Source organism: Halorubellus litoreus, from assembly GCF_037081675.1.
In the GTDB taxonomy this organism is placed as follows: Archaea; Halobacteriota; Halobacteria; order Halobacteriales; family Natrialbaceae; genus Halorubellus; species Halorubellus litoreus.
Genome location: NZ_JAZAQL010000005.1, coordinates 226,089 through 247,743, shown reverse-complemented (window position 1 = coordinate 247,743; position 21,655 = coordinate 226,089). Strand labels below are relative to the sequence as shown.

Below are 21,655 nucleotides of genomic sequence, written 5' to 3'. Positions count from 1 at the left end.
GGTGAGCGACCGTCCTACGCGGGCACCGCGTCCCGTCGACGGCCGCGGCGGTGGACGAGCGTCATCCAGACGCCGACGAGGAATCCGACGGCGTGCGCGCCGTTCAGCCAGTCGAACGTGAGGTACGGGCCGGTCGCGACGTCCGCGACGACGGTGGCGGCGGCGGCGACGCCGAAGACGGCGGCGACGCGCTCCCCCGGCGTGGTGCGGTCGAGGACGCCGTAGACCGAGAGCGCGTCTCGGTCCAGAGAGACGCCGGCGACGGGGAGGCCGAGTGCGTAGCCGGCGACGGCGTACGCGAGCCCACTCGCGCCGTAGGCGGTCACGGGGCGGACGGTGAACGCGGCCTTCGAGAGGTAGCCGCCGAGGCCGGCGAGGACGGCGGCCGCGAGGAGGAACGCGACGTAGTCCCGGCGTCGGAAGTGCGGTTCGACGACGGTGCCGACGAACGCGAGGACGACGACGTTCGCGGCGAGATGCGGGAGGTCGCGGTGGAGGAGCGGCGAAAGAAGCCATGCGAGCACGGGTTCGCTGACGAACACGGACGCGGTGACGACGCCGATGGGCGCGTCCAGACGGACGGCGGTGACGGCCTGCACGACGAACACGACGAGGATGCTCGCGACGACCAGCGCCGTGACGGGTGCGTCGCGGTCGCGGACGTCGACGGCGAGTGCGCTCGCGCCGCGGGCGAGCAGCGAACGCAGCGACTCCTCGTGCGGCTCGGTCACGTCAGATGAGGCGGGCTACGGGCGCTTAACGGCTCCGCCAACAGCGGCGGCGGCGCGTCCGAATGACCCGGCGGCGAGCGCCGCGTCCGCCGTCAGCGCAGGTGCGCGTCGACGCCCCGTCAGCGCAGGTGCGCGTCGACGCCCCGTCAGCGCAGGTGCGCGTCGCCGCGGTAGTCGGCGGTGAGGTCGGCGGCCATGACGAAGTCGGGTTCGTCGCTGATGCCGGCGCGGACGAGGCTCGCGTCGGAGACGTGGCGTGCGGTCTCCGGGATGAGGACGCGCGTCGCGGTCGCGTCGAGGGTGGCGGCGTCGCGGGCGATACCGGCGACGAGCGCGCGGAGCGCGGCCGCGGAGTCCCAGCCGGCGACGCCGTACTCGGCGTAGGTCTGCTCGACGCCGTCGTCGTCCTCGCGCTCGAAGTCGCGGACGCGATAGGAGACCGCGTGCGTTCCCCGGTCGCTCCCGACCGCGAGGAGTTCGCGGTCGTCGGCCGCCGCGGCGAACGACTCGCGGGTGAGTTCGCTGACCGCCCAGGACTCCTCGTCGGTGAGCCCGAGGCCGCCGAGGTGCGCGCGAGCGTCGCTCGCCGTCCAGTACGACCACGCCGCGTTCACGTCGCTCGACAATCGATAGCCGCCCGGTATCGCGGCGTCCGCGTCCGGGTCGGGGTGCATCCAGCGGAACTCGGTCGCGGGCGCGAACCCGACGCCCCGGGAGTGCCCGAGGCCCGCCATGTTCCACGAGAACACCATGTTCCGCGCGACCGTCGCACCGTGCTCGCGCGCCCAGTCCCACATCTCGTGCGTGAGTTCCTTCCCGATGCCGACGCCGCGATAGTCGGGGTCGGTACGCATCCCCTGACACCACGCCTCGTGCTCGCTCAAGAGAACGGTCTGGGCGATGGAGACCACGGAGCCGTCGACCTCGGCGACGCACGTGTACTGCTGGTCGTGACGGTCGGGGTCGTCGGCCTCGATCCAGTCGTGGTAGATGCGCGGGATGTAGTCGCTGCCGTCGCGGTCGCTCCACGTGTCCTGCGTGAACGCCTCCACGTCGTCGTAGTCGTCGTGGGTCGCACGCCGGTACGTCGCGTCCGCGGGGTCGACGCGTCCGTCGACGTCGCCGCTCATTCCCACGGCACGGAGCGCTCCTGTATCTCGCCGGCGAGATCCTCGCCCATCGCGGCGGCGGGGTCGTCGCGGTTCGCGAGCACCCACATGAGCTTCACCTTCGCCGTCCCCGGAAGCATGTCCTCGCCTTCGACGACGCCGGCGTCCAGCAGGTCGCGGCCGGTGTCGTACACGCGGTCGCAGACGCGGCCTTCGAGGCACTGGCTCGTCATGACGACGGTCGTACCGTCGTCGACGTGCGATTCCAGCGTGGGGATGAAGTCCGTGTGGACGTGCCCGAGGCCGGTGCCTTCGACGACGACGCCGGCCTTCCCCTCGCAGTACTCGAGGAACGCGGGGTCCATGCCGGGCGTGAACTTCACGAGCTCCACGTCCGACGCGAGCGCCGGCTCGATGTCGAGGTCGACGCTGTCGCGCTCGGCGTGCTCGCGGCGGAACCGGACCGCCTCGGGGTCCTCGTCGGCCGCAGCGTCGTAGTCGACGACGCCGAGCGGTTCAGCGCCGACGGTCTCGAACGCGTCGCGGCGACTCGTGTGGTTCTTCCGCACCCTGGTGCCGCGGTGGAGCGCGCAGTCGTCGTCGCTCTCGCTCCCGTGCATGCAGACGAGGACCTCCGCGCAGTCGCTCTTCGCGGCTTCGACCGCACACACCGCGTTCATGACGTTGTCCGAGGACGGCCGGTCCGCCGACCGCTGGCTGCCCGTGAACACGACCGGAACGGGCGTGTCGAGCATGAACGCGAGCGCCGACGCGGAGTACTGCATCGTGTCCGTCCCGTGCATCACGACGACGCCGTCGGCGCCCTGCTCGATCTCCTCGTGGACGGCGTGCGCGAGCTCCTGCCAGATGCCGGGGTCCATGTTCTCGCTCAGGATGTTCGCGACGACGCGCCCGCGGTAGTTCGCGCGCCCCGCGAGGTCGGGGACGGCACGCAGGACGTCCTCCGCGTCGAACTGCGCGGTCACCGCACCGGTGCGGTAGTCGACGGTCGACGCGATGGTCCCACCGGTGGAGATGAGGCTGATAGTCGGGAGGTCCTCGTCGAACTCGATGGTCGAGCTCTCGCCCTCGTCGGGCTCGTCGCCCTCGATGTCGTACACGCCGGACTCGAGCACGTCCACGTCCGCGTCCTCGCGCAAGACGCCGACGTTGTAGCCGCCGTCGAGCTTCACGACGAGTTGCTCCGCGTCACTCGACGGCAACAGCACGCCCTCGTACGTCTGGTCCGCGCGGTCGACGCGAACGCGGTCGCCTGGATTCATACCTCGCGGTACCGCGTGCGTGGACTTGAAGCCACTCGTTTGGCCCCAGTTCTCGGGGCATCGCCGCGGCACGCCACGACGCCACTACCGACGCTCCCGCGACGCCCACCCACCAGAGAGGTTTACATTAGACGTAAACCTGCGGCGTGGTCGCGGTGCGGTCCGCCGCACTCACCGCGAGCGCTCGGAGCGCGCGAGCGACCCGTTTCGACGTTCTTTCGGGCGGTGCTCGCCGAAGGCGACGCGACGCAGAAGGAACGTCGGCGAAAGGCCCATGTCAGTTGGAGGGAAAATGTGGGGTATGAGCGACGGGTCGAAGGAGGAGACCGTCGAGAAGTCCACGGACGAGTTGTTGTCCGAGACGGACGACATCCTGCGTGGGTTGGATGAGGACGGGAGCGGTGGCGAGGCGGGGTCGTCGAGCGACGGGTCGACTGGTGGGTCGAGTCTCGACGACGCGATGGGTGGCCTGGAGGCGGACGTCGGGAGTCGAGAGCGTGCGCGAACGCGGGACGCGGAGACCACGGGGACGGCGGCGGAGGCGACGGACGACCGCGGGTTCCGGAAGTACTTCGACCCGACGAGCGCGGGAATCTCGGCGGTGCTGGTGTTCGCCGGGGCGATGGCGGGCGGCCTCATCCCGATCCCGTTCGTGGGTGGGCTCGCGCGCTTGCTCGGCGTCGGCGTCGCCGCGTTCGCACACGGCGTCGGCGCGAGCGACAGCCGATACCTGGAGACGCTCGTCGCCAGCGGCGTCGTCGGCTTCCTGTTCGCGCTCATCACGACGAACATGTTCGTCACGCTCTCCGGTATCGGCGTCCCCATCCTCGCCGTCTCGACGATCGCGACGATGCTCGTCGCACTCCTCGGGCACTACTTCGGGCGCGACCTCCGCGCCGGCCTCACCGCCGACGTCGAAGGCGGCAGCGGCGGCGACGACGACGTCCCCGGCTGGTAATCCCGTCGACGCGGAGACCTGTCTCGCGGACGGAACGTATTTTCCGGCGTCGGTCGAAGCCCGGCGCGTGTTCGACCTCACGCACGACGCGTACGCGCTCGACCCGTGGCGGACGCTCGCGGTGTTCGCCGCGACGCTGCTCGCGCTCGTCGGCGTCGTCCGCGTCGCGGCACTCGCCGCGAACGCCGCCGGCGTCGACGCGACCGTGACGCTCTACCTCGGCGTCGCCCTCCTCGTCATCGTGCCAGCCATGACCGTCCTCCGACTGTGGTCGGACGCGCGCTTCGACCACGCCGCGTACCGCGACGCCCGCACCACCCGCGGGGTCGTCCGCGACCACGCACTCGGCGTCGCGGTCGCCCTCCTCGGGTTCGCGGCGTTCGCCCTCCTCCTCAGCGACTTCCCCGACGTCCTCGTGGGGCTCTTCGCAGTCGTCGAAGGGACCCTGCTTGGCGTCACCGCGACGATGGGCGTCGCTCGCGAGTACTACGACGACGACGCACACCCGCGCTACTTCGCGCTCCTCGACCGCCTGGCCTAGTCGTCGGTCGCGAGCGTCCAGCCCTCGGGTTCGTGCGTCACGAGCCCGTTCTCCTGGAGGTCCACGAGCACCTCCTCGACCATCCCCGGCGGCGCGTCGACCGCGTTCGCGAGCTCGACGACGCCCCGGGGTTCCTGCTTGACCGCGGAGAGGACGTCCGCGTACATCCCCGAATCCTGCCCGGCACCGACCGCCTCCGTGATGCGCTCCAGGACGTCCGTCATCCGTCCCTGCACGTACCGCTGCGCGAGCGAGAGCTCGTTCTCCAACTCCTCCAGGCGCGCGAGGTCGCTCAATAGTTCGTCCGTGTCGTGGTCCTCGTCGGCGTCCTGGATCTCGAGCGTGAGGTGCGAGCACCGGTTCAGATTGAGGGACTTGGAGGCGGGGTACGCGCTCTTCGTCGCGAACCCGTACGGCGACACGTTCACCTCCAGTCGGAGGTTCCGCGCGATGTGGAAGTACTTCCGGCGCTGGTCGTCCGTGTGACTCTCGATGAGGCCCGCGGCCTCGAGCTTCCGGAGGTGCTCGATGACGGCCTTCGGGGAGACGCCGAGGTACTCGCTTATCTCCGTGACGTAGCACGGTTTTCGAGCGAGCAAGCGGAGGATCCGCCGTCGGTTCTCGTTCCCGAGGAGGTCCAGTAAGGCCGCGGAATCCATTCACCTACGAGTTGACGGCGAGCGCGTAAAAGAATGTCTGCTGTCGACGACCGCGCGAGGTTAGCGCCGGCCGGCGATTCGCTCGGACACCGACGGCGCGTGCTCGCCGTCGGTCGCGGTCAGCGCGTTCGGGCCGTTCCCGCCGCCGTTCCCGCCGCCGTTCCCGCCGTCGCTCCCACTACCACCGTCGCTTCCGCTACCACCTGGCCCACCGCCGGAGGAGTTTCCCGCGGTCACGCTCCCGTTGGAGCCGTTCGTCGTCGGTCCCTGGATGGTGTCGTTCCCGGGGTTCTCGACGGCTGGCCCGCCGGTGCTTCCGTTCTGGCCGCCGGGCGTGCCGTTCCCCGGCGTGGAGTTGTTCGCGGCCCCTGCGCCGTTCCCGGGCTCGTTCTGGCCGGGCGGCCCGGCGCCACCGGGACCCTTGCCGGGCGTACCGGCGGGTGGGCCGCCGACGCCGACGCTGAGGTTCCGCGCGATAGCGGCGACCTCCGGCCCGGTCAGGTTGTTCGCGTTCGACCGGAGTTCGTCCAGGCGCGTCGCGTTCACGCCCGCCTTCCGGGCGCGGTCGCTCGTGGCGTTCAGCGCGCTCTGGAGCGCGTCGATGCGAGCGGCGAGCGCGCTCATCCGAGCGGTGTACGCGACGTCGCTCACGTCGTCCTTCTGCGCGAGCAAGCGCTCCTTCTGGTTCTGGAGCGCGTTCAGGCGGTTCTCCAGGGCGTTCGCGCGCTTGTCGACGAGCGAGTCGGCGCTGGCGTTGCTCTGATTCCACTCGGCGGCGAACATGCCCTCGTCGACGGAGGCGTTCGCGTCCGAGGCGCTCGCTTGCATGAACGCGGACACCTCCGCGCCCATGCTGGCGGTACTCCCGTTCGATGCCGTCGCACCGGCGTCGGCGGCGGCCGGTCCCTGGCTCCCGACGGTGGCGGGTCCGAGCGGGCCGGCCGCGGCGACGGAGACGGCGCCGAGGACCGCGACCAGCACGAGGGAGACGGCGAGGGTCGTTCTCATCACTTCGTCGAATGACTGCCACATCCTAAAAGGAGGTCGTTCGTTTCGAACCGTTCACGGCGGTTTCGGGGACGCGACCCGACCGTTCAGGAGCGTTCAACCCGCCGTTTGGTGGCGATTCCGCTCGCGGACGGTGGCCGCGGCGACGGCGAGCCAGTGGACGAGTTCCGGGCTCCGAACGTGCGGTTCGAGGGGCGGGCGTGCAGACGCGATCTCTGGAGCGAGAGCGCGGCGTTCGCGGTCGGGCTCGGCTCGTCGGTCGTTCCGTCTGGCGTTTCGAGTCCCGAATCCCCCGGAAGGCTTTTGGTAACAAGTATCATGGGCTAGATTGCGAGATGTTCGAGGAGTTCTCCAGCGGCTACTACCTCGGGCGACTGTACGTCACGCCGTCGCGCGAGGAGCGTGCGCTCATCGAGCGCACCACGCACGAACGGGTCAGCGAGCAACTGTACACCAGCGACGCGACGGCGTCGACACCGGAGTCGCTCGTCATGAAGCTCGACACGGCGCACTTTCCGGTGCACGGCGACGACGGCGTCCCAGCGGAGACACTCGCCATCCCGGAGGAACTGCTCTCGTCGCTCGACGTGGGGAATCCGCCGACGTTGACCGAGGTGTTCCTCGCGAAGGCCGACCGCGCCGAGCAACTCCTGCGGTTCACGCGTCCAGCGACCCGCGACGACGACGACGAGGGCGGCGGCGATGGTGCGACGCGGTTCGGGCCGAGTGGCCCGCGTGGCCCGCGCGGCCCGGGCGGTCCGACCGGGACCTGACCCGGACGCTGCTGGCCCGCACCCGTCGCGTCCGGCCCGCGCACGGACGGCCGGTCCCGCGGGCTGGTCGCCCGGGGGTCGCGTCGCGAGTCCCGGAAGCGTCAAGGCGCCGGCCGCCGGCGTCGTAGACGATGCTCGACGAGTTGCTCGGGCGCGCCGCCCTGAAGGACCGCATCGACGAGCTCGAGGACGAGAAGCGACGGCTCCGCGAGCAGTACGAGGCCGAGGAGCGCCGACGGTCGGAGGCGGCGAGCGCGCGCCAGGACGCCGAGGAGCGCGTGAACCGCCTCGAGGACAAGATCGCGCAGCTCGAGGGCGAGGTCGAACGCGAACGCGACCGCGGCGACGGGGACGCGTCGCTGTCGTACCGGCGCGTGGAGATGCTGCGCGGCGAGCGATTGGACGCGGTGCTCGCGCGCCTCCGGAGCGTGGACGCGGGCGCGGAGGGCGCGCTGACGGCGTACGTCGACGACGACGACCTCCCCGAGGCCGTCGCGGACGCGTTCGGTGACCGCGCCGCGCTCGTCCAGCGCGCCGCGCCGTGTCTCGCGGTCGCCGACGACGCCGGGGTCGTGAGCGCAACCCTGGACGTGCCCGCGCCACCGGCGGCGTTCTGCGAGTGGGGCGACGGGTTCCGCGTCGACGACGAGTGGATGCGGCCGACGGGGTCGTTCGCGCTCGCGCTCGTCCGCGCCGGCGTGTTCGCCGTCGGCGAGTACGACGGGCGCGACCGCGTCTCGTTCCGTGGGTTCCGGAGCGACGTGAAGGGCGACCACTCGAAGGGCGGGTTCTCGCAGGGGCGCTTCGAGCGTCGCCGGGACGCCCAGATCGACGAGCACCTTGCGGACTGCGAGGCCGCCATCCGCGACGTCGACCCGGACCGGCTGTACGCCGTCGGCGACGCTCGCCTCGTGGACGCGCTCGACGTCGACGCGACCGCGACCGCGGCCGTCGACGCCAGCGGCGACCCCGAGGACGCGCTCGACGACGCCTTCTACGAGTTCTTCGCGACGACGCTCCGCGCTATCTGACGCGGCACGCTCCGTCGCCGTATAGAGCGTGCCGTCGCCACTACTGACTGCTCCCTTAGAGCGTGCCGTCGCCACTACTGACTGCTCCCTTAGAGCGTGCCGTCGTCGCCGCGCCAGCGGCCGTCGTCCGCGTCGGGGTCGCGGGTCGTCCCGGCGATGGGGAGTTCGAGCGTGACGGTGGTGCCGTCGTCGACCGTTATCGACACGCTGCCGTGGAGGCGTTCGATGCCCCATGCGACGATCCAGAGGCCGAGGCCGCTCCCGTGTTCGAGCGCGGATTCCTCGCCGTTGCGGAGTGCTGCGAGTTCGACGTCGGGGATGCCCGGGCCGTCGTCCGCGATGGTGAGTTCGACGACGTTCCCGTCGACGTGGCCGTCGATGCGGACCGAGCACGTGCCGTCATCGTCCGTTCGTCCGTGTTCCACGGCGTTCCCGGCGTCCCGCCGGGAGCAGGGAGAACCATGTTCGACCGCGTTCTCGACGAGGTTCGAGACGACGGCGTACACGACCGTGCTTCGAGCGACGGTGACGTCCGGGACGTTCACGTCGAACGCGACCTCGGGGTGTTCGTGCGTCATCGAGTCGACGAGGTCGCCGACGAGCGCCGAGAGCGACCGCGTCTCGGCGGTGTCGTTCGCCATGATGGTCTCGACGGTGCGTGCCTTGTGTGAGAGTTCGACGAGTTCGTCCGCGACGTCCGCGATCTCCGTTGCGGTTGCGGCGTCCTCGCCGTCGAGTCGCGCTTCGAGTTCGCGGGCGCGTCCGGTGACGACGTTCATGTCGTTCCGGAGGTTGTGTCGGAGGACGCGGTTGAGGACGGCGAGGCGTTCCTCGCGGCGTTCGGTCTCGGTGACGTCCCGGAACACGAACACGCGGCCGACCTCGTGGTCGTGCTGGTCGACGACGGGCGATTGCTCGATGGCGTACCGGCGCGTGCCGTTCGTGTTCCAGAGGTGCGCGTTCTGGTCGAACGTGCCGTCGACGAGCGTGTCCTCGTCGACGAGTGCGTGAATCTCGGCGCCGAGCGCGTCGTCGGGGTCGACGTCGAGGATTCGGCCGGCGACGGGGTTGCATTCGACGACGCGGTTCCGGTCGTCGACGACGAGCACGCCGTCGCGGAGGCTCTTCGTGACGACGTGCTGGCCGAATCGGCGCGTTGCGGGCGCGTTCTCGAGGAAGTCGTAGCGGAACATCGCGTTCCCGAACGCGACGGCGGAGACGGCGAGCGCGTACGGCGTGACGTTCAGGCCGCGGAGTGGCGTGACGTCGACCATGGAGAACAGCGAGACGAGGATGGGGGTGGCGACGCCGACGAGGAGTGCGACCGTCTGGTCGCGGTAGAGGTGGCCGGCGGTGAGACCGAAGCGGACGATGACGGCGGCGCCGGCGAACGTGACGGCGAACAGGTAGAGGCTGAGTGCGAGCGTCGCTGGACCGAGGTTGTGGTCGATGAGGTAGAGGCCGCCGACCTCGACGGGTTCGTAGGACGACCAGACGAGGGTTCCGGGGTCGACGAAGAGGACGACGACGAAGACGACGGTCGGGGCGACGAGGAGCGCGAACCGACGGGGCGTGAGTTCGGGGCCGTACCCCGAGTACTCGAACGCGAACCACAGCCAGAAGACGGGGACGATCGCGGCGTACACCCAGTGCATGCGTTCGAGGAACAGGCGCGTGTCCAGGCTCTCGACGAGGAGGCCGACGCACGTCGTCGCCGCCCAGGCGGCGAGGAGGATGCAGAGCGCGCCGAACGGGCGAGATGCTGGCCGGTCGCGGTGCCGGTAGGCGGCGACACCGAGTGCGAGCGTCGCCACCGTCGCCACGACGAGCCCGAGCACGTACGGTGACGCGAGGACCGCGAGCATCGAATCGACAGGACGTACGAGAGATTAGGGCATAAAGCCTCTCGCCGATTCCGGTCGGCGTTTCCGGTAATCACCGCGACCGCTTCGTGGTACCGGGGCGTGGTCGCGACCGAGAGCGACGCCCACACCAAGTGTCGGATCTGTGATAACAACCGGGCATCGGGAGAATCGACCGACGAGCGCCGGTCGTGGGTCGGTCGACGCAGCACTGCCGCTACCGGCAAGGTTCAAGCGAGGGGCACTCATCGTCGAGGGTATGCAGCTAGTCATCCTCGCTCACGAGCAGTTTCCCGGGCGCGCGAAGACCGCGCTCGGCGTGCTCCGGTACGGCGACCACGACGTCGTCGCGGTCCTCGACCGCGACAACGCGGGCGACCGCGTCAGCGACCACGTCACGGGCGTCCAGGACGCCCCCATCGTCGCGTCGATGGCGGACGCGCCGGACGCGGACGCGCTTCTCGTCGGTATCGCCCCGATCGGCGGCGGGTTCGAGGAATCCTGGCGCGACGACGTCCGCACCGCGCTCGAACGCGGCGACGACGTCGTCTCCGGGCTCCACTACTTCCTCGCCGAGGACGACGAGTTCGCCGCGCTCGCCGCCGAGCACGGCTGCGAGATAGACGACGTCCGCCGTCCGCCCGAGGACCTCGGGGTCGCGGAGGGCGTCGCGAGCCAGGTCGACGCCGAGGTCGTCCTGACCGTCGGCACTGACTGCTCGGTCGGGAAGATGACCGTCACCGAGGAGCTCGCGCGCGCCGCGGAGGCTCGCGGCGTCGACGCGGCCGTGGTCCCGACCGGCCAGACCGGTATCATGATCGAGGGCTGGGGGACGTGCGTCGACCGCGTCGTCAGCGACTTCACCGCCGGTGCGGTCGAGGAGATGATCCTCGAGGTCGGCGACGACCACGACGTCCTCTTCGTCGAAGGCCAGGGCGCCATCACGCACCCGGCGTACTCCGCCGTGACGTGCGGTATCCTCCACGGCGCGCAACCCGACTCGCTCGTGCTCTGTCACGAGGCCGGCCGCGACGCCGTCCACGGCTACGAGGACTACGCGCTCCAGGCGCCCGAGACGTACGTCGACCTCTACGAGTCCCTCGCCGCACCTGTCCACGACGCCGAGGTCGTCGCCGGCGCGCTGAACACCGTCGACGTCGACGACGACGGCGACGCCCGCTCCGCGATAGCGGACTACGAGACCGCGCTCGACGCCCCCGCGGGCGACCTCGTCCGGTTCGACGACGACCGCGAGCGCGTCCTGGAGGCGGTGCTATGACGCTCCAGGTCGAGTTCGAGCGCGTCGACCTCCCGCTCGCGGACACGTTCACCATCTCCCGTGGCTCGCAGGACGTCGCGGAGAACGTCGTCGTTCGCGTTCGCGACGACGCTGCCGATGACGGAGACGACGCCGTCGTCGGCGTGGGTGCGGCCGCGCCCTCACGGCATTACGGCGAGACCGCGGCGACCGTCGAGGCGGTGCTCTCCGACCTCGAAGCCGCTATCGCGGACGTCGACCCGTTCCAGACGCGCCGGATAGAGGCCGAGTGCGAGCGCGCGGTGCACGACAATCCGGCGGCGCGCGCCGCGGTCAGCATCGCGGTCCACGACCTCGTCGCGAAGCGCCTCGGCGTCCCGCTCTACCGGTCCCTCGGGCTCGACCCATCGACTGCGCCAGACACGTCGTTCACCATCGGGCTCGATTCGGTCGACCGAGTCCGCGAGAAGGCCGCGGCCGCTGCGGACGCGGGCTACGGGACGCTGAAGGTGAAGGTCGGGACCGACCGCGACCGCGCGGTCGTCGACGCCGTCCGCGAGGGCGCGCCGGATGCGACGCTGCGCGTGGACGCGAACGAGGCGTGGACGCCGAAGGAGGCGGTGCGGAAGGCCGAGTGGCTCGCGGACGCGGGCGTCGAGTTCGTCGAACAACCCGTTCCCGCGACCGACCCCGAAGGCCTTCGGTACGTCTACGAGCGCTCGCCGCTCCCCATCGCGGTCGACGAGTCCTGCGTCGTCCCGAGCGACGTCCCACAGATTGCTGACCGCGCGGACATCGTGACGTGCAAGCTCATGAAGTGCGGTGGCGTCCAGGCCGCCCGCGACCTGTTCGCCGCCGCTCGCGCGAACGGCCTGGAGACGATGCTCGGCTGCATGGTCGAGTCGAACGCCGCCATCTCGGCGGGCGCGCACCTCGCACCGCTGTGCGACCACGTCGACCTCGACGGGTCGCTCCTGCTCGCCGACGACCCCTACGACGGCCCCGTCCGCGAGGGCGGCGCCATCGCGTTCGCGGACGACCAGCCAGGGACCGGCGCCGTCGAGCGCTGAACGAGCGAGCGCTCGGGGAACGCGGTCGTCGACCGATTCAGGCGATGGCCGTCGTCGCGACCGCGGCGACGTCGTCGGGGTCCGCGGTCGCGAGTCGGTCGTCCGGGAGCGCGAACGCGTCGCGGTCCAGCAGCCCCGCGCTGGCGAGGTCCTCGATGCGTGCGTCGACCGAGGCGGGGCTGGCGAGGCCGCTATCGGCCGCCCAATCACGGAGCGCGTCGGGGTCGACGTCTGCGCGCGCGGCGGCGAGGACGGCGGCGGTCGCGGCGTCGGAGTCGCCGGTGCCGCGCGTCCGCCCCATCGCGTCGTGGATGGCGGTGAAGTCCGCCGCCGCGTCGGTGCCGGCGACGCGCTCGAAACCAGCGCCGAACGCGTTCACGGTACGCGCGGGCTCCGGGACCGCGAACCCGAGGCGGACGTAGACGCCGCGGCAGACGAGGTACCCGCCGACGAGCACGCCGACGGCGGCGACCGCGAGGAACCACGGCGCGGGGTTCGTGCGGGCGGCGACCGCGACGACGGTGACGGTCGCGATGACGAGCAGGAGCGTCTCGAGCGCCGCGATGACGAGGTTCGCGGCCTTCGACGCGTCCAGGAGCCGCGAGGGCTCGCGGAGGTCGGCGCGTGTGAGGTACGCGACGTCGTCGACGAACAGCTGTCCGCGGCCGCCGCGCACGTCGAACCGGCCGGCGTACAGTCCCCACGCACCCACGGCCAGCAGCACGCCGACGCCGGCCGTGACGAACCCTTCGAGCATGACGATACAACCATGCAAATTCAGAATATTAAGATTATGGGCCAGGTCGGCGCGAATTAGTCCCGGGTCGCCGCCCGTGGGCTCGGTGCCCGGTCACTGCCTGGTGGCAGATGGTCACTCCCTGGCGGCAGATGGTCACTCCCTGGTGGCGGCTGCTCAGTCCTCGGGGTCGTCGAACGCGAGCCGTGCGGACAGCCGCCGCGGCCGGGGTGCGGTCGCGGCCGGCACGGACGCCGCACCGTCGACGGTCCCCTCGGCGACGGCGTCCGCGACCGTCGCGGCGAGGTCGTCGACGCCGCGGTCGCGCTCCCGACCGGTCGCGACGTCGGTCAGCGGCAGGGCGCCGTCGGGGGATTCGTCGTCGCCGACGACGACGTACCGCGGGACGCGCTCGCGGTCCGCGGCCGCGATGCGTGCGCCGACGGTGTGCGCGCGGTCGTCGACGTCGACGCGGACGCCCGTCGCTGCGAGCGCGTCGGCGATGCTCCCGGCGCGGTCGACGTGGTCGTCGGCGACCGGGACGAGTCGGACCTGCGTCGGCGCGAGCCAGTCCGGGAGCGGCGTCGACGCCCCCGCGACCGCGCCCGACCCGTCGTCGGCGGTCGCGGGCGCGCCGGCGTCGCAGATGGCTGCCAGGGTCGCGTCGAGCGCCCCGGCGGGCGCGGCGTGGACGACCGCCGGAACGGAGTCGCCGTCCGGCGCGAAGTGGCGGAGGCCGTCGTCGTCGACGCGGACGACGCCCGTCCGGAGCGCGTCGCCCTCGGGCGTGGCGACCGCGGCCTCGACCTGGAGCGGCCACGCCGCGGGTGCGTCCTCGTCGACGCGGACGAGCACGGGCGCGTCGAGGCGTGCCGCGAGCGCCGCCGTCCACGCCTCGTGCGCGTCCTCGAACGCCGGCGAGACGGTGACGACGGGGAGTACATCGAGCCCGCAGGCCTCCGCGAACGCGACGGCGAGCGCGGCGTGGTCGGCGGCCGCGTCGCGAGCGGCCGCGACGGTCGCGTACGCCTCGTGCGTCGCCGGCCCGCGCGACCCTGCCGTCGGGAAGCCGTCCGCGGAACCGGTCGCGTCCCACGACCCGGTCGCGGCGGGCGCCAGCGCGTCAGCGTCGAACACCGCCACCGGCGCGTCCGTCGCGTTCACGCCCGCGTCGGCGAGCGTCGCGAGCGCCGTTCCGGCGCCGAGCGCGTCCGGGAGCACTCGTCGGTCCGCGAGCGCGACGCCGTAGCCGTCGACGCCGAGCGTCGCCGCGTACGCTCGCACGGCGTCGTCGGCGAGGTCGAGCGCACGCGGCCCGGCAACGCGCTGCGGCGTCGGGTCGCGCCCCTCGACGACGGCGGCGACCGCGTCCGCCAGGCGCTCGCGGAGGAACGCGCCGGCGGGCCGATGGCGGGCGTCGGCGTCGAGGGGGTCGCGGTCGGCGACGCCGAGCGCGCGAGCGCGGTCCGCGCGGTCCGGCGGTCGCTCGCCCGACCGCGCGCTCGTCGTCCGCGGTGGCCCGTCGAGCGCTGGGTCGACCGCACGGAGCGCGCGCTCGACGCCAGCATCGAGGTCGTGGTCGGCGACGAACGCCGCTGGCGACGCTCGCGTCCCGTCCGGCGCGACCACCGTCCAGGTCGACGCGCTCCCAGCGGTCGCTCCGGCCGCCTTCGCCGGGTCCACGGTCCGCACCGCGGTTGCGAACGGATGCGCCTTCGCCCCCACGTCCAGGGCGTACCGCCACCCGAACCCGGCCGCCGTCGTCTCGAACCCCGCCGACGGCGTCTCGAGCCCGGGCGTCGAATCGTCCTCGCCCGCGACCGCGGCAGCGAACCCGGCCCAGACCGCCGCGGCCGCCGCCGCGGGCGCCGCGCGGTCGCTCAGGAGCGCCGACGGCACCAGGACGACGTCGTCCGCGCGGAGGTCCGCCGCGACCTCCTGGACCGCGTCCGCCGCCGCCGCGCGAACCGCGTCCGGGGCCGTCCCATCGCCCGACTCGACCGTCGCGAACGCGACGAGCGCATCCTCGACGGACGCCGACGCGACCGCACTCTCGGCCGACGCCGTCGCCGCGCGCTCGTCCGCGTCGTCCTGGTCGAGCGCCCGGTCGCCCCGGGAGAGCGCCACCGCCTCGGCGTGCACGAACAGCAATCGCATACCCCGACTACCCGACGCGGCGAGAAAAAAGGCGCGAGCGACGGCCGACCGCGCCACGACCGCCGCACAACGACCGACCGCCCCGCCACGACCGCCGCACAACGACCGACCCGCGACGACCGACCGGACTCGGCTCAGGCGTCGCCGTCGTCCTCGACGGTCGCACTGTCCCAGTCCAGGTCCGCGCTCCGGTCGGTCTCCCGGAGGATGAACGGCCCGATGGAGAGCGTGCGCTTCGTCACCGTCGCGATACGGACGACGTACGACAGCAGTATCGCGAACGGGAACACCGCCACCGTCGACGCCGCCGCGACGAGGACGAGCGCGTGCGACAACCCCGCGGTCGCGCCAGCGAGGAACGGGGCCTTCGGCTCGAAGAACACGATCATCGACGCCGACGTCGCGAGCGCCGGAATCGCCGCGTAGAGGATCGCTCGCGACAGGTCGACGAGCTCCCACTGGAAGTACAGCGTCTTGAAGTGCTCGCGCGCCGGCCCGAACAGCTCCAGCGCCACCGTGAGGTCGTCGAACGCCGCGTCGACCGCGTCCGTGCACTCGTCGGCGTACTCGTTCCGGAGCCTGCGTGCAGCGTACAGCTTCCACGAGTAGTTGTAGTCCAGTGCCGCGAAGATGACGTCGAACGTCCCGAACTGCTCGCCCTCCAGCGCGTCCCCGACCGCGTTCGCGTTCCCCGCGACGTCCCGCGCGAACGAGTCGACGGCGTCGGCGAACTCGTCGCTCGCGTTCGCGTCCTCGACCGCGTCGACGAGCGCGTCCGCCCGGTCCGCGCTCGCGTCCACGAGCGACCGCAGGAACGCCGACGGTTCAGGTGGTGCCGCCGCCGACGACAGCACGCTCTCGGCGTCTCGGCGGAAGGACATGGCGCCCTCCATGCGCTCGCGCTGGTCGCCGACCGCCCCGAGCTCCTGGGAGAGCACGAGCTGGTTCAACGTCAGCACGAGCGTCACGCCCGTGATGATGGCGCCGACGAACGCCTGGAACAGCGTCTCCACGGGGTCGCCCGTCCGCAGCATCTGGATGGCTTCCGTCGGATGCACGACCCCAACGGCGACGATAGTCGCGAACACGAAGCCAGCGATAGCGAACGCGAGCACCCACCGGTTCACGCCCATCAGGACCCGTAGCTTCCGCGAGCTCGCCGCCGCGCGCTCGCGCATCGTGTCGCTGGGCTGCTCGGGGTCGTCGCTCATGCCGTCACGGTTCGACCGCGTCCGTCAAAACAGTCCGGCCAATCCACCCCGACCCCGCGAAACGCATCACGGGACGCGTCCGGAGAACGGGTCGTTACTGCTCTTCGTCCTGCAGCTCCTCGAGTTCCGCCTCGACCTCGCTGTCCGCGACCTCGCCGCCGGCGTCCTCGCTCGCGTCCCCGCCATCGGCCGCTTCCGTCTCCGTCTCGGTCTCCGTCTCGGTCTCCGTCTCCGCGGGCTCGCTCTTCCCCATCTCGGCCTTGAGCGTGTCGAGTTCCGCGTCGACGCTCGAATCCGTCGACACCTGCTCGAGTTCGCGGTCGATGGAGTCCTTGTCGCTGAGGACGTCGTCGAACGCGCCCGAGTCGTGGAGTTCGTCCATCGCCGCCGCGCGAGCCTCCATGTCGTTCGTACGCTCCTCCGCGCGCTCGATGGACCGGCCGATGTCCTCCATCTCGTCGCCCGCTCCCGTCATCGCCTCGCTGACGCGCGCACTCGCCTCCGCGGCCTCGTAGCGCGCCTTCATCGACTCCTTCTTCGTCTTGAACTCCTCGATGCGCTGCTGCAAGGTCTCCTTCTTCTCGACGAGCTGGTCCTGGGTGTTCTGGAGGTCCGCGATCTGGGACTCCAGCTCCTCGATCTGGTTCATCTTCGACTTCTTCTTCTCGAGGGCCTTCCGCGCCAGGTCCTCGCGGTCCTGTTTGACGGCTTCGCGAGCCTGGTCGTTGTGCTTCTCGACGTTCTCCTCGAGGCGCTTCTTCTGCATCTCCAGGCGCTTCTTCTGCGTCGTCAGGTCCGCGATGCCCTTCTTGACCTGCTGGAGTTGGTCGCGCATCTGCTCGTAGGAGTAGTCGAGCGTCTCCCCCGGGTCCTCCGCGCGGTTGAGGATCGAGTTCAGTTTCGACCGGATGATGTACGATGCCCGAGACAGGATTCCCATACCCGTTTCCTAGCAGCCACGACCTTAAAAGCGTCAGGTTTCGAATGGGTATCCGTCGGTCACAAAGGAAGAACGCGTTACATGTTGACCCAGGCCATGACAGTCCATGCTCGGGGGATTTTGCGGGACGTCTCCTACCCCCTCGTGCAACGGGTCAACTCCGTTGCCACCGCAGCGTCACCGGGACGCGGGCGACCGGACGCCTCCTCCCCGGGGGGAGAGGAGGCCTCGACCCGGTTCTACCGTTCACGCCACGAGACAGTTCTACCGTTCACGCCACGACCACGACCCGGGGCGTTCAAGGGCCGACCGCGCCTACGTCGTCGACATGACCGACTCCGACGTGGTACTCGTCCCGGGGGCCCGGGACGTTCGCGCGACACACGACGTCGCCGCCACCGACGCGACCGCGTGCGTGGTCGCGTGCCCACCTCACCCGCAACTGGGCGGGGCGCGAACCGACCGTCGACTCACCGCCACCAGCGACGCGCTCACCGATAGCGGCGTCGACTGTCTCCGGTTCGACTACGGCGACTGGGACGACGGCTACGGCGAACGCGAGGACGCCCGGAACGCGCTCCGGTGGGCCGCCGACCGCTACGACGCCGTCGGCGTCTACGGCTACAGTTTCGGCGGCGCCATCGCCATCCTCGCCGCCGCCAGCGTCGACGTCAGCGTCGAGGCCGCCGCCGTGCTCGCGCCCGCGAGCCGCCTGAACGACGACCTCGATGCCGCAGCAGCGGTCGACGAACTTCCCTGTCCGCTCTGGGTCGGGTACGGCGAGCGCGACGAGACCGCGGACTCGATCCCGGTCGTCGAGGCCGCCGAACGCTGCCAGCAGTCCGTCCACGCGTACGGGAGCGACCACCACTTCGTCGGCCAGCACGACAAGGTCGGCGCGGACGCCGCCGCGTTCCTCCGCACGCATCTGGGCGTCGATACCGACGAGTAAGCGTCGTCCGTCCGCCGAGTGTTCGGCGTCGAACTCACCAGAGGTCGACGTCGCAGACGTCGCCGACGACCTCGAAGGACTCGACGCGGGCGCGCTCGTCGGTCTGCCGGTCCACGACCACGCCCTCGGACGGAAGGAACCGATAGTAGTCGTGCTGCGCGGTCCGGACGTCGAAGTGCTCGTCGGCGACGTCCTCGACGACCTCCGGCGCGGTGCGGCCGTTCCACCGGACGAGGTCGCCGACCTCGACGCCGTCCAGCCGGGCCGCGAGCGAGTCCTGCATGGGAAGACGTACGCGCGCAGCCAGCATCACGATTCGGGTGTCCGTCGCGCGCCTTCGGTGCCGACGGGGCGTCGCACTCCCGGCCGCGACGGGGCGTCGCACTCTCGGCCGCGACGGGGCGTCGCACTCTCGGCCGCGACGGGGCGTCGCACTCCCGACCGCAACGACCACAAGTCCCGGCCGCGAACCGACGAGTCGAATGCCGTCACTGCTCTCGAAGACGAGTGCCGAACTCGGGTGGACCGCGCTGTACGTCGGGCTCGTCGTCGCACCCGCGAGCGCGGTGTTCGCCGCCGGCGCACCGACGCAGGGCTGTTATCCGGAGTGCGTCGGGACCGTCGACTCGACGCTCGCCATCGTCGGCCTCGCCGCGCTCGTCGTGGGTGTCGTGCTCGCCGCCGTCGGCCGCCGATTAGCCCGACGCGAGTGACGACCGAGCGGTCAGTCGCTCTCGTCGTCGTCGGGGAGTTCGGAGAGCGGGCCGCGTCGCCGCGCGCGGAACCCGACGCTGTCGTCGTAGCCGTCCGTGGACATGAGGACGGGGTAGAACGGGTCGTCGGCGACGAGTTCGTCGTCGCCGCGTCGCGCGAACGGCGTGCCCGCGGGCACCGCGACGAAGTTCTCGCCGAGGAACTCGTAGCCGGTGCCGTCGACGCGGTCCGTGACCTCGAAGACGGTCGGGTCGGCGACGACGCCGTCGCCGTCGAGGACGCCCGCGGTCGCGAGGGCGTTCCTGACGACGCGCTCGGCGTTGTCGACCGCCGTTTCGGTGCCCTTCAGGCCGCATTCGACGGCGACGCCGTCGACGTGCGACGTGAGACCGCCGGCCTCGGTGCGGATGTCGACGGCGCGGTCCAGGCCGGTGCGTTCGAGCAGTCGTCGCGTCTCCGGGGTGAGTCGCTGGTAGAGCGCGAACGGTTCGGCCGTCGACACCGTCGAGTGGAGGTCGAGGACGGGGAGGCCGTCGACGACGTCGAGGAGTTCGGTCGCGAGCCGCGCCTCGTAGGCGTCGGCGTCGGGGTCGCCGGGGTACGCGCGGTTCAGGTCCACGTCCACGAACCGCTCGCCGGCCTCGGCGGCGCGCTCGTTCGCGACGACGAACAGGACCGCGCCCGCGACCCGGAGGTCGTCGTCCGCGAAGAGTCGCTCCATCGCTCGTTCGCCGCAGGGTTCGTCGCCGTGCTGGCCGACGACGACGGCGAGCGCCGGTTCGCCCTCGCCCAGCGTGTGCGTTCGCATCGACGGTACTCGCGCTCGAACGGGCATAACTGCTCGTGCGTCGCGGGTCACAGCTCCGGTGGTCCGACGCTCCGGCACTCCGGCACCCCGGCGAGCCCGTGTCAGCCGTCCTGAATGAAGCGGCGAGAGTCGGTGAAGAAAGCCGCGACTGCTGGTCATTTCTACGGTGGATTTATATCCATGTCGGCGGTAGTACGGGTCATGCCAGAGAATGACACCCGAAGGCGGGACTTCCTGAAGTACGCGGGCGGCACCGCAGTCGCGGCGGCACTCGCCGGTTGTCTGGGCGGGAACGACGACGAGGGGGACGGCGACACCGACACCACCACCGGCGACGGTGGCGACGGTGGCGACGGCGGTGACGGTGGCGACGGCGGCGACGGCGGCGACGGGATGGACCTCCCGGACTTCCCCGTAAGCGTCACGCAGGGGAACATGCCCTCCGGCCTCGACCCCCACGACCACCGCGAGACCCCGACAGACGTCGTGATGCTCCACGCCTACGAAGGCCTCATCACGCGCGACGCGGAAGGCGCGGCTCAGCCCGCGCTCGCGACCGACTGGTCGCGCGTCGAGGGCGAGGCCGCCGCCGAGTTCCAGCTCCGCGAGGACGTCACGTTCCACAACGGCGATACGTTCGTCGCCGCGGACGCGGCCTACAGCATCAACCGCATCGTCGACGAGTCCGTCGGATTCGCGAGCCCGCAGAGCGACCAGCTCGCCGGCGTCACCGGCGCGGAAGCGGTCGACCAGACGACCGTCCGCGTCCAACTCGACGGCCTCAACCCCATCGTGTTCAGCGAGTTCGCGACGTACTGCGACATCATGCAGCAGTCCTGGGTCGAAGAACGCTCGAAGTCCGAGATCGGCCAGCAGATGAACGGCACCGGACCGTTCCAGCTCGACAGCTACACGCAGGACGAGGAGGTCGTCCTCACGCGCTACGAGGACTACTGGGACGACCCCGCGCAGGTGTCCGAACTCACGTTCGAATCCGCGAGCGAATCGAGCACGCGCGTCAACCAGCTCCTCCAGGGCGAGACCGACATCATCGTGAACGTCCCGCCGCAGGAGGTCAACCGCATCAACAACAGCGACGCCGGGAGCGTCGCCGCCGCACCGAGTACGCGCATCATCTACAACGCGATGCGGTACGACGTCGAGCCGTTCTCCTCGAAGCAGTTCCGGCAGGCGATGAACTACGCCATCGACCTGGAGAGCATCGTCTCGAACGTCCTCGGCGGGTTCGGCGCGCAGACCGGCCAGCCGACGCTCCCCGAGTTCGTCGGGCACAACGACGACGTCGACCCGTACCCCTACGACCCCGAGGAAGCCGAACGCCTCGTCGAAGCGTCCGGGCACGCCGGCGCCGAGATCGAACTGAACACGCCCGTCGGCCGGTACCTGAAGGACCTCGAGATAGCGCAGGCGGTCGCGGGGTACATCGACGAACTCCCGAACGTCTCCGCGACCGTGAATCAGCGGGACTTCGGGTCGCTCGTCGACGAACTCCTCACCGGGAACATCGAGGACAAACCGCCGTGGTACCTCATCGGATGGGGCGAGGCGACGTTCGAGGGTGCGCTCGTCATGACCGCCTTGCTCACGACGAACGGCGCGCTCACGTCGTGGAGCAACGACGAGTTCGACTCGCTGCTCGAGACCGCCGGGAACTCCACGGGCGACGAACGCATCTCGGCGCTCGAGGAGGCGAACGCGCTCGCGCACGAGGAAGCGCCGTGGATCTTCCTCAACCAGCAGTTCAGCGTCTACGGCGTCAGCTCTCGCGTCGACTGGGAGCCCCGGTCCGACGAGCGCATCGACGCCTACGCGATGAGTCCCGCCGAGTAACTC

At 71.0% G+C, this 21,655-nt stretch carries 21 protein-coding genes; 9 read left to right on the top strand and 12 right to left on the bottom strand.

Annotated elements, in window-relative coordinates; translation table 11 throughout:
* Positions 1-14: 14 nt before the first annotated feature.
* The 3 genes from VYJ16_RS20460 to gatD all read right to left on the bottom strand — a co-directional run bounded on the left by VYJ16_RS20460 (position 15) and on the right by gatD (position 3,123).
* Entirely contained in the window at positions 15-731 is a 717-nt protein-coding gene (locus tag VYJ16_RS20460; RefSeq protein ID WP_336352173.1) for a rhomboid family intramembrane serine protease, read from the bottom strand.
* A gap of 146 nt (positions 732-877) precedes the next feature.
* Positions 878-1,861: a GNAT family N-acetyltransferase gene (locus VYJ16_RS20455; protein ID WP_336352172.1), complete on the bottom strand. Its 984-nt coding sequence runs from the start codon at positions 1,859-1,861 to the stop codon at positions 878-880.
* Positions 1,858-3,123, bottom strand: a complete 1,266-nt coding sequence (gatD, locus tag VYJ16_RS20450) for a Glu-tRNA(Gln) amidotransferase subunit GatD (RefSeq protein WP_336352171.1) — start codon at positions 3,121-3,123, stop codon at positions 1,858-1,860. Before gatD ends, VYJ16_RS20455 begins: the two co-directional genes overlap by 4 nt.
* A gap of 301 nt (positions 3,124-3,424) precedes the next feature.
* Here gatD and VYJ16_RS20445 point away from each other — a divergent pair, with 301 nt between their 5' ends.
* Positions 3,425-4,081 carry a hypothetical protein gene (locus tag VYJ16_RS20445; RefSeq protein ID WP_336352170.1) on the top strand — a complete coding sequence of 219 codons (657 nt, stop codon included), beginning with the start codon at positions 3,425-3,427 and terminating at the stop codon, positions 4,079-4,081.
* Between the two features lie 67 nt (positions 4,082-4,148).
* Positions 4,149-4,622 (top strand): hypothetical protein, encoded by a 474-nt coding sequence (locus tag VYJ16_RS20440; RefSeq protein ID WP_336352169.1) that lies wholly within the window; start codon positions 4,149-4,151, stop codon positions 4,620-4,622.
* Here the strand turns inward: VYJ16_RS20440 and VYJ16_RS20435 are convergent.
* The gene (locus VYJ16_RS20435; protein ID WP_336352168.1) at positions 4,619-5,281 is read right to left on the bottom strand and encodes an ArsR/SmtB family transcription factor; all 663 of its coding nucleotides are present in this window, start codon (positions 5,279-5,281) and stop codon (positions 4,619-4,621) included. The genes VYJ16_RS20440 and VYJ16_RS20435 overlap by 4 nt on opposite strands.
* A 60-nt stretch (positions 5,282-5,341) precedes the next feature.
* Complete coding sequence (locus tag VYJ16_RS20430; RefSeq protein WP_336352167.1) at positions 5,342-6,289, bottom strand: hypothetical protein; 948 nt, start codon at positions 6,287-6,289, stop codon at positions 5,342-5,344.
* 335 nt (positions 6,290-6,624) lie between these two features.
* On the opposite strand from VYJ16_RS20430, the gene VYJ16_RS20425 reads away from it, so the two are divergent.
* The gene (locus VYJ16_RS20425) at positions 6,625-7,062 is read left to right on the top strand and encodes a DUF5802 family protein (protein ID WP_379762887.1); all 438 of its coding nucleotides are present in this window, start codon (positions 6,625-6,627) and stop codon (positions 7,060-7,062) included.
* 131 nt (positions 7,063-7,193) lie between these two features.
* Positions 7,194-8,093 (top strand): Vms1/Ankzf1 family peptidyl-tRNA hydrolase, encoded by a 900-nt coding sequence (locus VYJ16_RS20420; RefSeq protein ID WP_336352166.1) that lies wholly within the window; start codon positions 7,194-7,196, stop codon positions 8,091-8,093.
* An 89-nt stretch (positions 8,094-8,182) separates the two neighbouring features.
* Here VYJ16_RS20420 and VYJ16_RS20415 read toward each other — a convergent pair whose 3' ends face one another.
* Positions 8,183-9,958 (bottom strand): histidine kinase N-terminal 7TM domain-containing protein, encoded by a 1,776-nt coding sequence (locus tag VYJ16_RS20415; RefSeq protein ID WP_336352165.1) that lies wholly within the window; start codon positions 9,956-9,958, stop codon positions 8,183-8,185.
* A 256-nt stretch (positions 9,959-10,214) separates the two neighbouring features.
* On the opposite strand from VYJ16_RS20415, the gene VYJ16_RS20410 reads away from it, so the two are divergent.
* Positions 10,215-11,234: an N-acetyltransferase DgcN family protein gene (locus VYJ16_RS20410; RefSeq protein WP_336352164.1), complete on the top strand. Its 1,020-nt coding sequence runs from the start codon at positions 10,215-10,217 to the stop codon at positions 11,232-11,234.
* The gene (locus VYJ16_RS20405) at positions 11,231-12,283 is read left to right on the top strand and encodes a dipeptide epimerase (RefSeq protein ID WP_336352163.1); all 1,053 of its coding nucleotides are present in this window, start codon (positions 11,231-11,233) and stop codon (positions 12,281-12,283) included. The genes VYJ16_RS20410 and VYJ16_RS20405 overlap by 4 nt, the downstream gene beginning before the upstream one ends.
* Before the next feature lie 37 nt (positions 12,284-12,320).
* On the opposite strand, the gene VYJ16_RS20400 is transcribed toward VYJ16_RS20405, so the two are convergent.
* From VYJ16_RS20400 to VYJ16_RS20385, 4 genes are all read right to left on the bottom strand, one after another.
* Positions 12,321-13,040, bottom strand: a complete 720-nt coding sequence (locus VYJ16_RS20400) for a transcriptional regulator TbsP domain-containing protein (RefSeq protein WP_336352162.1) — start codon at positions 13,038-13,040, stop codon at positions 12,321-12,323.
* 156 nt (positions 13,041-13,196) lie between these two features.
* Positions 13,197-15,176 carry a threonyl-tRNA synthetase editing domain-containing protein gene (locus VYJ16_RS20395; RefSeq protein WP_336352161.1) on the bottom strand — a complete coding sequence of 660 codons (1,980 nt, stop codon included), beginning with the start codon at positions 15,174-15,176 and terminating at the stop codon, positions 13,197-13,199.
* A 134-nt stretch (positions 15,177-15,310) separates the two neighbouring features.
* Positions 15,311-16,387, bottom strand: a complete 1,077-nt coding sequence (locus VYJ16_RS20390) for a DUF7972 family membrane protein (RefSeq protein ID WP_336352160.1) — start codon at positions 16,385-16,387, stop codon at positions 15,311-15,313.
* 94 nt (positions 16,388-16,481) lie between these two features.
* Complete coding sequence (locus tag VYJ16_RS20385) at positions 16,482-17,327, bottom strand: PspA/IM30 family protein (RefSeq protein ID WP_336352159.1); 846 nt, start codon at positions 17,325-17,327, stop codon at positions 16,482-16,484.
* Positions 17,328-17,655: 328 nt separating this feature from the next.
* Here VYJ16_RS20385 and VYJ16_RS20380 point away from each other — a divergent pair, with 328 nt between their 5' ends.
* Complete coding sequence (locus VYJ16_RS20380; protein ID WP_336352158.1) at positions 17,656-18,279, top strand: dienelactone hydrolase family protein; 624 nt, start codon at positions 17,656-17,658, stop codon at positions 18,277-18,279.
* A 34-nt stretch (positions 18,280-18,313) separates the two neighbouring features.
* On the opposite strand, the gene VYJ16_RS20375 is transcribed toward VYJ16_RS20380, so the two are convergent.
* Positions 18,314-18,562, bottom strand: coding sequence for a hypothetical protein (locus VYJ16_RS20375; protein ID WP_336352157.1), 249 nt, complete (start codon positions 18,560-18,562; stop codon positions 18,314-18,316).
* A 199-nt stretch (positions 18,563-18,761) separates the two neighbouring features.
* Here VYJ16_RS20375 and VYJ16_RS20370 point away from each other — a divergent pair, with 199 nt between their 5' ends.
* Positions 18,762-18,992, top strand: coding sequence for a hypothetical protein (locus VYJ16_RS20370; protein ID WP_336352156.1), 231 nt, complete (start codon positions 18,762-18,764; stop codon positions 18,990-18,992).
* Positions 18,993-19,003: 11 nt separating this feature from the next.
* Here VYJ16_RS20370 and VYJ16_RS20365 read toward each other — a convergent pair whose 3' ends face one another.
* The gene (locus VYJ16_RS20365) at positions 19,004-19,801 is read right to left on the bottom strand and encodes a M14 family metallopeptidase (RefSeq protein ID WP_336352155.1); all 798 of its coding nucleotides are present in this window, start codon (positions 19,799-19,801) and stop codon (positions 19,004-19,006) included.
* A gap of 201 nt (positions 19,802-20,002) precedes the next feature.
* Between VYJ16_RS20365 and VYJ16_RS20360 the strand changes: the two genes are divergently transcribed.
* Positions 20,003-21,652, top strand: a complete 1,650-nt coding sequence (locus tag VYJ16_RS20360; RefSeq protein ID WP_336352154.1) for an ABC transporter substrate-binding protein — start codon at positions 20,003-20,005, stop codon at positions 21,650-21,652.
* Positions 21,653-21,655: the final 3 nt, after the last annotated feature.

Excerpts from the sequence above, each read along its gene's own strand:
- VYJ16_RS20455 (WP_336352172.1), bottom strand. The coding sequence starts at position 1,861 with ATGAGCGGCGACGTCGACGGACGCGTCGACCCCGCGGACGCGACGTAC.
- gatD (WP_336352171.1), bottom strand. The coding sequence starts at position 3,123 with ATGAATCCAGGCGACCGCGTTCGCGTCGACCGCGCGGACCAGACGTAC.
- VYJ16_RS20445 (WP_336352170.1), top strand. The coding sequence starts at position 3,425 with ATGAGCGACGGGTCGAAGGAGGAGACCGTCGAGAAGTCCACGGACGAG.
- VYJ16_RS20435 (WP_336352168.1), bottom strand. The coding sequence starts at position 5,281 with ATGGATTCCGCGGCCTTACTGGACCTCCTCGGGAACGAGAACCGACGG.
- VYJ16_RS20430 (WP_336352167.1), bottom strand. The coding sequence starts at position 6,289 with ATGAGAACGACCCTCGCCGTCTCCCTCGTGCTGGTCGCGGTCCTCGGC.
- VYJ16_RS20425 (WP_379762887.1), top strand. The coding sequence starts at position 6,625 with ATGTTCGAGGAGTTCTCCAGCGGCTACTACCTCGGGCGACTGTACGTC.
- VYJ16_RS20420 (WP_336352166.1), top strand. The coding sequence starts at position 7,194 with ATGCTCGACGAGTTGCTCGGGCGCGCCGCCCTGAAGGACCGCATCGAC.
- VYJ16_RS20415 (WP_336352165.1), bottom strand. The coding sequence starts at position 9,958 with ATGCTCGCGGTCCTCGCGTCACCGTACGTGCTCGGGCTCGTCGTGGCG.
- VYJ16_RS20410 (WP_336352164.1), top strand. The coding sequence starts at position 10,215 with ATGCAGCTAGTCATCCTCGCTCACGAGCAGTTTCCCGGGCGCGCGAAG.
- VYJ16_RS20405 (WP_336352163.1), top strand. The coding sequence starts at position 11,231 with ATGACGCTCCAGGTCGAGTTCGAGCGCGTCGACCTCCCGCTCGCGGAC.
- VYJ16_RS20400 (WP_336352162.1), bottom strand. The coding sequence starts at position 13,040 with ATGCTCGAAGGGTTCGTCACGGCCGGCGTCGGCGTGCTGCTGGCCGTG.
- VYJ16_RS20395 (WP_336352161.1), bottom strand. The coding sequence starts at position 15,176 with ATGCGATTGCTGTTCGTGCACGCCGAGGCGGTGGCGCTCTCCCGGGGC.
- VYJ16_RS20390 (WP_336352160.1), bottom strand. The coding sequence starts at position 16,387 with ATGAGCGACGACCCCGAGCAGCCCAGCGACACGATGCGCGAGCGCGCG.
- VYJ16_RS20385 (WP_336352159.1), bottom strand. The coding sequence starts at position 17,327 with ATGGGAATCCTGTCTCGGGCATCGTACATCATCCGGTCGAAACTGAAC.
- VYJ16_RS20380 (WP_336352158.1), top strand. The coding sequence starts at position 17,656 with ATGACCGACTCCGACGTGGTACTCGTCCCGGGGGCCCGGGACGTTCGC.
- VYJ16_RS20375 (WP_336352157.1), bottom strand. The coding sequence starts at position 18,562 with ATGCAGGACTCGCTCGCGGCCCGGCTGGACGGCGTCGAGGTCGGCGAC.
- VYJ16_RS20370 (WP_336352156.1), top strand. The coding sequence starts at position 18,762 with ATGCCGTCACTGCTCTCGAAGACGAGTGCCGAACTCGGGTGGACCGCG.
- VYJ16_RS20365 (WP_336352155.1), bottom strand. The coding sequence starts at position 19,801 with ATGCGAACGCACACGCTGGGCGAGGGCGAACCGGCGCTCGCCGTCGTC.
- VYJ16_RS20360 (WP_336352154.1), top strand. The coding sequence starts at position 20,003 with ATGCCAGAGAATGACACCCGAAGGCGGGACTTCCTGAAGTACGCGGGC.